At 66.8% G+C, this 7965-nt stretch carries 7 protein-coding genes and 2 riboswitches; of the genes, 2 read left to right on the forward strand and 5 right to left on the reverse strand.

Going from position 1 to position 7965, the window contains the following annotated elements; translation table 11 throughout:
* Positions 1–2: 2 nt before the first annotated feature.
* A riboswitch (glycine riboswitch) is annotated at positions 3–99 on the reverse strand.
* Positions 100–195, reverse strand: a riboswitch (glycine riboswitch). It abuts the riboswitch before it with no gap.
* 28 nt (positions 196–223) lie between these two features.
* Genes ACNPNP_RS05415 through ACNPNP_RS05435 form a run of 5 tightly spaced genes read right to left on the reverse strand, consistent with a single transcriptional unit; the run spans position 224 to position 5628 of the window.
* Positions 224–1051 (reverse strand): ABC transporter ATP-binding protein, encoded by an 828-nt coding sequence (locus ACNPNP_RS05415; RefSeq protein WP_448965248.1) that lies wholly within the window; start codon positions 1049–1051, stop codon positions 224–226.
* Positions 1052–1053: 2 nt separating this feature from the next.
* On the reverse strand, positions 1054–1923 hold the full coding sequence (locus ACNPNP_RS05420) for an ABC transporter ATP-binding protein (RefSeq protein ID WP_448965038.1): 870 nt from the start codon (positions 1921–1923) through the stop codon (positions 1054–1056).
* Positions 1920–2906: an ABC transporter permease gene (locus ACNPNP_RS05425; RefSeq protein ID WP_448965039.1), complete on the reverse strand. Its 987-nt coding sequence runs from the start codon at positions 2904–2906 to the stop codon at positions 1920–1922. The genes ACNPNP_RS05420 and ACNPNP_RS05425 overlap by 4 nt, the downstream gene beginning before the upstream one ends.
* Positions 2899–3894: an ABC transporter permease gene (locus ACNPNP_RS05430; RefSeq protein WP_448965040.1), complete on the reverse strand. Its 996-nt coding sequence runs from the start codon at positions 3892–3894 to the stop codon at positions 2899–2901. Before ACNPNP_RS05430 ends, ACNPNP_RS05425 begins: the two co-directional genes overlap by 8 nt.
* A gap of 45 nt (positions 3895–3939) precedes the next feature.
* Complete coding sequence (locus tag ACNPNP_RS05435; RefSeq protein WP_448965041.1) at positions 3940–5628, reverse strand: ABC transporter substrate-binding protein; 1689 nt, start codon at positions 5626–5628, stop codon at positions 3940–3942.
* A gap of 214 nt (positions 5629–5842) precedes the next feature.
* On the opposite strand from ACNPNP_RS05435, the gene ACNPNP_RS05440 reads away from it, so the two are divergent.
* Together ACNPNP_RS05440 and nadA are read left to right on the forward strand one after the other, a co-directional pair.
* On the forward strand, positions 5843–6583 hold the full coding sequence (locus tag ACNPNP_RS05440; RefSeq protein WP_448965042.1) for an NUDIX hydrolase: 741 nt from the start codon (positions 5843–5845) through the stop codon (positions 6581–6583).
* A complete protein-coding gene (nadA, locus tag ACNPNP_RS05445) occupies positions 6580–7890 on the forward strand; it encodes a quinolinate synthase NadA (RefSeq protein WP_448965043.1) in 1311 nt (436 codons plus the stop codon). Before ACNPNP_RS05440 ends, nadA begins: the two co-directional genes overlap by 4 nt.
* The last annotated feature ends 75 nt before the right edge of the window (positions 7891–7965 follow it).

Raw genomic sequence — 7965 nt, forward strand, 5'->3', positions numbered from 1 at the left:
AGAACTCCCCCTCTGTCATGGGCCTGAGAGTTTCGCCCTCGCGCATGGCGGAGGGCTTTCACCGTCGGCGGATGCCGGAGCATCGCTTTTCAGAGTGGCCTGACCTGCGCGGTACGCGGTACCTGAGAGATTGGCGGGGAGGCTTGCTCCTTCGGTGCCCGGTCGCATGCACCGGGGCTCTCCCGCACTGGTCGTGAGGCCTGTCTTCAGTTATGGGGACAGCTTAGCCTGCGAGCTCGGCCCGCACCTCGTCTCGCAGTCTTCCGAAGTTCTCCGGTTCCGGCGCCGCGGCCAGCAACGTCCTCGTGTAGTCGTGCTGAGGGTTGAGGATGACGTCATCCGCCGCCCCTCGTTCGACGATGTCCCCTCGGTACATCACGAGGATCTCGTCGCTGAAGTGGCGTGCGGTCGCCAGGTCGTGGGTGATGTAGAGCACGCCGAGCTGCTCCTCCCTCTGCAGCTCCGCGAGCAGGTTCAGCACGCCGAGCCTGATGGAGACGTCGAGCATCGACACCGGCTCGTCCGCCACGATGAACCGCGCCCCCGGAGCGAGGGCTCGTGCGATCGCGACGCGTTGACGCTGCCCGCCCGACAGCTCGTGCGGTCGGCGCTCGGCGAAGCTCTCGGCCGGGGACAGACGCACCCGCTCCAGCAGATCGAGCGCCTTCTCCCGCACCTGCGCCGCGGAGAGGCCGCGGTGATGGATCCGCAGAGGCCGTTCGAGGTGATGGATGATCGTGTGGAACGGATTGAGTGAGGCGAACGGATCCTGGAACACCATCTGCACATCCGACCGATACCGCTCCAGCGCTCTGCCGCCGTCGCCGCTGCGTGCACCGTCGATGAGGATCTCACCCGACGTCGGGGTCTCCAGCTTCATCAGCATCCGGGCGATCGTCGACTTCCCGCTGCCTGACTCGCCCACCAGCGCGACCGTCTTACCCGGCTCGAGGGTGAACGAGACGTCCTTCACCGCGTGCAGGATCGTGGTCTTGAGCCCCGAACGCAGCCGGAAGTCCTTGACGAGGTTCCGCGCCTCGAGTGTGCGCACGCTCATCGGGCGACCTCCGCTCCGCTGCGGACGAAACCGCCGCGTTCGCCGCGCAGACTGGGGAAGCTCGAGAGCAGCTTCTTCGTGTACTCGTGCTGAGGCGTGCGATAGATCTCCTCCGCGGTCCCCTGCTCGACGATCTCGCCCTGCAGCATCACCGCGATGCGGTCGCTGATCTCGATCAGCATCGGCAGGTCGTGCGTGATGAAGATGACGGCGAAGCCCAGCCGCTCGCGCAAGCGCATGATCTCGCGGATGATGCCGCGCTGCACGACCACATCCAGAGCAGTGGTGGGCTCGTCCATGATCATGACCTGGGGATCCAGGGCGAGGGCCATCGCGATCATCACCCGCTGACGCATGCCGCCCGACAGCTCGTGCGGGAAGCTCGACAGGCGCGCGGGGTCGACGCCCACGAGGCCCAGCAGCTCCTCTGCACGCGCGGTCTTGTCACGTCGGCTCATACCCGGGCGATGCGTGTCGAACACATCGAAGATCTGCGCCTTCACGCTGATCACGGGGTTCAGCGAGTTCATGGCCCCCTGGAACACCATCGAGATCTTGTCCCATCGGAACGCGCGCAGCTGCTCGCTGCGCAGCCCGACGATGTCGATGTCGTCGCCGCCACGATCGTGGAACGTGATCTCACCCGAAGTCATGAGCGCCGGCGCCTTGAGCAGCCGGTTGAGGCCGTAGGCGAGGGTCGTCTTGCCGCAGCCGGACTCGCCCGCGAGTCCGAGGATCTCTCCGCGGTGCAGAGTGAGCGACACGTTGCGCACAGCCTTGACCGGCGGATCCACCTCGTACTCGATGGACACGTCGCTGGCGGTCAGCACCGCCTCGGATGTGCGCACGGCGTCTGATGCGATCACGCGAGGACTCCCTTCGATTTGGCGGCCCTGCGCACACGGCGGGCGGCTTCCGGTGCGACCCGCAGCTTCGGGTTGATGATCTCGTCGATCGAGAAGTTGATCAACGACAGGCCGCAGCCCAGAAGCGCGATCAGCACGCCGGGCGGCACGAACCACCACCAGGCGCCGGTGCCGAGAGCCTGACCGGACTGCGCGTCGTTGAGGATGGTGCCCCAGGTGATCGAGTCGGTCGCACCGAGTCCGAGGTACGACAGGCCTGCCTCGCCGAGGATCGCGAAGATGATGGCGAACAGGAACTGCGCGGCCAGCAGGGGAAGCAGGTTGGGCATGATCTCGACGAGGATCACGCGGAACGACTTCTCCCCCGCGACCTTCGCGGCGTACACGTAGTCGCGGCTGCGCAGCGATCGCGCCTGGGTGCGCAGCACGACGGCGGAACCGGCCCAGCATGTGATGCCGAGCACGATGGCGACCAGCAGCCAGCTGCGGCTGCTGAAGTACGTCGCGATCACCATCGCGAGAGGGAGGCCGGGAATCACGAGCATGATGTTGGTCACGAGGGAGAGGACTTCGTCTCGCCACCCTCCGAGGTAACCGGCGAGGATGCCGAAGAAGAGCGACAGCACGACGGCGATGCCGCCGGCGACGATTCCCACGAGGAGCGAGCCCTGAGTCCCGTGCGCGAGCTGGGCGAGAACGTCGTAGCCGAGTTTGCTCGTGCCCAGCAGGTGTTCGGCACTGGGCGGTTCCAACGCGGCGTTCTGCGAGTCGCGCGGATTCTGCGTCATGAGCGGCCCGAGTATGCCGAACAGCACGATCGCGCTCACCAGCATGAGCCCGATGACGAGCTTGGCCGACGGCCGCGGCAGCATCGCGCGGAACCCGCCCCTGGCCCGTCTCTGGGTGACGAGCGCGACGGTGTCGGGCGGCAGGGCCGTCGGCGCCGTGTGCGGTGCAGTGGCGGTGGCCGTGGTCTCAGACATTGTGACGCGCCCTCGGGTCGATGTAGCCGTAGACGAGGTCCATCACGAAGTTCGCCGCGAGGACGGTGATCGTGATGACCAGGAACACGCCCTGCATGAGGGCGTAGTCGCTGTTCTGCACTGCTTGGAACATGAGCTTGCCGATCCCCGGATACGTGAACACCTGCTCCATCACGATGGAGCCGGCGACCACGAAGCCGAGGGTGATCGCGAACCCGGCGATGGAGGGGATCGCCGCGTTGCGCGCGGCGTACATGGTGAGGATGCGACGCGGCCGCAGTCCCTTCGCCTCCGCCGTGGTGACGTAGTCCTCGGCCATCGTCGACACCATCATGTTGCGCATCCCGAACAGCCAGCCGCCGACGGAGCTCAGCACGATGGTGAGCGCGGGGAGGAAGGCATGGGCGACGGCATCCGTGAAGAACGCCCACGTCCACTCAGGGCCGCGAGGGAAGTCGAACACGCTGTACCCGCCGATGATCGGGAACGCTCCGAGCCCCACCGCGAACACCGCGACGAGCACGAGGGCCAGCCAGAAGTACGGGATGGACTGCAGGATCGTCGTGGCCGGGATGAGGTGATCGACCCAGGTGCCGCGCTTCCATCCCGCCCAAGCGCCCAGGGCGATGCCGAGGATGAACGAGATGACCGTCGCGACGCCGACGAGGATGATCGTCCAGGGCAGCGCCTGCCCGATCAGCTCGGACACGGGGGTCGGATACTTGGTGACCGAGATGCCCAGGTCTCCTTGCAGCATCCGACCCCAGTATCCGAGGTACTGCTCCCACATCGAGGATTCATCGGAGCCCAGCAGCAGCTTGATGTTGCGGATCGTCGTCTCCGAGATCTCGCCCCCGTTGCGCTGGAGCTTGGCGATCATGATGTCGGCCGGGTCACCCGGCATGAGTCTGGGGAGCAGGAAATTGAGGGAGATCGTCGTCCACAGCGTGATGATGTAGAACCCGATCCTGCGGGCGTAGAACTTCATGTCAGATCCTCAATCTCCTGCTCCTCCGCTGCCGTCAGTCGGCGATCAGCCGACCGGCTTCAGCTGCTGCAGGATGTACCCGGACGCCACCGAGCCCCAGGAGGGCGGGAAGGCGTACAGGTCCTCCTCGGTCGGCCAGCCCGTGAAGTCCTTCGTGTTGTAGAAGGTCTGCGTGGCGTTGATGACCAGGGGGATGTAAGGCAGGTCGCGTACGATCTCGGTCTGGATCGTCGTGTAGGCGGCCATCTTCGCCGCTTCGTCGTCCGTCGCTTCTGCCGCGGCGATCGCGGCGTCGACGGTCGGGTTGTCGTAGCGGCTGAAGTTCCAGCGTCCGGCAGGAACCTCCTCACCCACGGGGTTCGTCGACTGCGTGGCCGTGCCGCCCACCCAGTCGCGGTAGATCTGGAACGGATCGGCCACGGACGTGCCGATCATGCCGCCCATGATCAGCTCGTACTGACCGGTCTGACGAGAGTCGGAGAACTCCTGCCACTGCACCGTCGACGCGTTGATCTTGATGCCTGCCGCTGCGGCCTGCTCGGCGATGAGCTTCGCGGCGTCGTTGTAGTCGGTCCAGCCGTCGACCGAGGTGAGGTCGAGCTCGATGGGCGCGCCGTCCTTGCCGTAGAAGCCGTCGGCGTCCTTGGTGTAGCCGGCCGCTTCGAGGATCGCACCGGCCGCCGCGGCATCCGCCGTCTGCGGGCTGACCTCGTTGGCGGAATCGGCGACCCACTTCTCGTCGCGCGGCAGCAGGGCGTACGTCGGGGAGATGTCGCCGGTGAGGCCGACGAACGCCTTCTCCTTGATCGTCTCGCGGTCGATCGCCAGGTTCAGCGCCTGCCGCACTGCGACGTCGGTCTGCTCCCCGGTGCAACCGAGCTCGGCGTTCGAGCAGGTGTAGAGCACCGTCGGGTCCTGCGGGGTGTTGACCCAGTCGACCTGACCGTTCGCAGTGACGGAGTCGGGATTGGGGATGAACATGCCTGCCCAGTCGAGCTCTCCTGCGGCGAGCAGGTCCTGCGCCGACTGATTGGCGTCGATCGCGATGTATTGCACGGTCTTGACGCCGAGATCGGCCGCGTCGCGGAAGTTCTCGTTCGCGACGAGGGTGTAGGACTCGCTCGTGACGCTGTCGACCACGTACGCCCCTGAGCCGACGGGCTCCTCGTTCGTGAAGTTGGCGAAGTCGTCGACCTCGCTCCAGACGTGCGCCGGCAGGATCCAGGTGCCGCCCATGCGCTGCCACTCCGTGGTGAACTGCGGGCTGCCGTAGGTCAGCACCACCGTCGTGTCGTCCGTCGCCTCGGCGGAGACGAGCCCCTGCCCCTCGGGGTTGTTGCCCTCGTAGCTGAAGGTGAAGGCGACGTCCTCTGCGGTCAGGGGTTCGCCGTCGCTCCAGGTGAGGTCGGGTTTGATCTTCACCGTGATGACCGTGCCGTCCTCATTGAACTCGTACGACTCCCCGATCATGCCGTCTGCCGGCTCGTCCGCCAGCTTGTTGAAGAAGAACAGCGGCTCGAGGATCGGGCCGAGCGCGCCGTGGAGGACGGTCGGGGCGAACGGGTTGAAGTTCGCCGTGATGGGTGTCTGGCTTCCCGCCCACACCCGCAGCGAACTCGCTGCGCCGTCGCCTTCTTCTCCCCCGCCGCCGGAACAGGCGGTGAGGCCCAATGCGAGGACGGATGCCCCCGCGATCGCCGTGACTGCTGCACGGCGTCTGCCATTGCGGATCATGTGTGGTGTTCCTCTCGATGCTGCGTTGCTTGAGGGATGTCGCTCGTCGTCGAGCACCCGTAGGGGTTTGTTAGGACAGTAACCTAACAAACCCCTACGGAACAGACAAGAGCCTCGATCACGGCCGCGTAACGTTTGGGCACGCGTCATATGACGGCACGCGGTTGCCCTTCAGGTCAGCACGACACTAAGATCGTTCACGGAGGTTAAAGTCATGGTGACCAAAACCAGCGGGAACGAGATCCGCGTCGCGGTGTCGACGGTGATCCTGACGCTGCGGCGTGCACCCGCCGTCGATCAGCCCTCGCTGGCTCTGCCCCTGGTGCTGCGCACGCGAGACCCCCATCAGGGCGATTGGGCGCTGCCAGGCGGCTGGCTCGAGCCCGACGAGAGCCTGGAGGATGCCGCGGCCCGCACCCTGCACGAGACCACCGGCCTGTCCCCCAGCTATCTCGAGCAGCTGTACGCGTTCGGGGCCGTTGACCGTTCTCCCGGGCGCGTCGTGTCGATCGTGTACTGGGCGCTCCTCCGCTCCGACGAGGTCGATGCACAGAGTGCCGCGCATGTGGCGTCGGGCCTGGCGCCCGAGAACGTGCAGTGGTTCGGCGCCGCCGGCCTCCCTCCGCTGGCCTTCGACCACAGCCAGATCATCGACTACGCGCTGTGGCGGCTGCGGAACAAGGTCGGCTACAGCCGTGTGGCGCACGGTTTCCTGCCCCCGACGTTCACACTCGCCGATCTGCGGGAGGCCTATGAGGCGATCCTCGGCAGACGCCTGGATCCGGCGAACTTCCGTCGCCAGGTCGAGACCTCAGCCGCACTGCTGCCGACAGACGAGTTCCGCACGGGCAACCACCGGCCCGCCCGCCTGTACCGATACGACGACGCCGTCGAGCTGGCCGACCGCGGCCCGCTCGCACCCGAGAAAGATGTCAAGGAGAAGAGGACCCGATGACCCTCCTGCCGTTCCCCGAGCTCGCCGATCCCTCCGTCGACCACGCCATCCAGGCGATCGTCGGCGGCGCCTCGACCGATGCCACGTGCAGCACCGACCTCGCCGAGGGGCCGTGGACGTTCGACAGCCGTCCCGGCTACGGTCCTGGATCGTCCATGGGCGATGTGATCCCGACCGGCTCCCCGCGTCAGGGCGAGCTGCCGACCGCGTACCGCGAGGCGAGCGAGCAGGATCTCGACGCGCGCATCCGCGCCGCGAAAGAGACGCTCGGTGACCGTGTCGTCGTACTCGGTCATTTCTACCAGCGCGAAGAGGTGGTGCAGCACGCCGACTACGTCGGCGACTCGTTCCAGCTCGCGAACGCGGCGCTCGAGCGCCCGGATGCCGAGGCGATCGTGTTCTGCGGCGTGCACTTCATGGCCGAGACGGCAGATCTGCTCTCCCGGCCGGAGCAGTCGGTGATCCTCCCGAACCTCGCCGCCGGGTGCTCGATGGCCGATATGGCCGATATCGACCAGGTCGAGGACTGCTGGGAGCAGCTCGCCGATGTGCTCGGGCCGCTCGACGTCGCCGACGAGACCGGGCGCGTTCCGGTGATCCCGGTGACGTACATGAACTCCTCCGCCGCGATCAAGGGCTTCGTCGGACGCCACGGCGGGATCGTCTGCACGTCGTCGAACGCCGAGACCGTGCTGGAATGGGCGTTCGAGCGCGGACACCGCGTGCTGTTCTTCCCCGATCAGCACCTCGGTCGCAACACCGCCAAGGCCATGGGCGTGCCGCTCGAGCGGATGCCGATGTGGAATCCGCGGCGAGCGCTCGGCGGCTCGTCGGCGGAGCAGCTCGTCGACTCGCGGGTCATCCTGTGGCACGGGTTCTGCTCCGTGCACCGCCGGTTCACCGTCGGGCAGATCGAGCAGGCGCGCGCAGAGCACCCAGGCGTGCGCGTGATCGTGCACCCGGAGTGCCCGATGGAGGTCGTCGACGCGGCCGATGAGGCCGGTTCCACCGACTACATCCGTCGCGCGATCGACGGCGCCACGGAGCCGACGACGTTCGCGATCGGCACCGAGATCAACCTGGTCAGGCGGCTCGCCGCCCAGTACCCGCAGCACGAGATCTTCTGCCTGGATCCCGTCGTCTGCCCCTGTTCGACGATGTACCGCATCCACCCCGGCTACCTCGCCTGGGTGCTCGAGGAACTCGTCGCCGGACGCACGCCCAACCGCATCCAGGTCGCCGGCGACGTGGCGGCTCCGGCGCGCGTCGCGCTGGAGCGGATGCTGGCAGCGAAGCCGCGGTCATGAACGAGCCTGCCCCGACGCACACGCCGCCGTCGTCACACTTGTCGGCCCGGATCACGGATGTCAGTGCGAATCCCG

Source organism: Microbacterium xerophyticum (genome assembly GCF_053543555.1).

Bases quoted from the DNA above. Each gene is read 5' to 3' on its own strand.
- nadA (WP_448965043.1), top strand. From the start codon at position 6,580: ATGACCCTCCTGCCGTTCCCCGAGCTCGCCGATCCCTCCGTCGACCAC.
- ACNPNP_RS05425 (WP_448965039.1), bottom strand. From the start codon at position 2,906: ATGTCTGAGACCACGGCCACCGCCACTGCACCGCACACGGCGCCGACG.
- ACNPNP_RS05440 (WP_448965042.1), top strand. From the start codon at position 5,843: ATGGTGACCAAAACCAGCGGGAACGAGATCCGCGTCGCGGTGTCGACG.
- ACNPNP_RS05435 (WP_448965041.1), bottom strand. From the start codon at position 5,628: ATGATCCGCAATGGCAGACGCCGTGCAGCAGTCACGGCGATCGCGGGG.
- ACNPNP_RS05430 (WP_448965040.1), bottom strand. From the start codon at position 3,894: ATGAAGTTCTACGCCCGCAGGATCGGGTTCTACATCATCACGCTGTGG.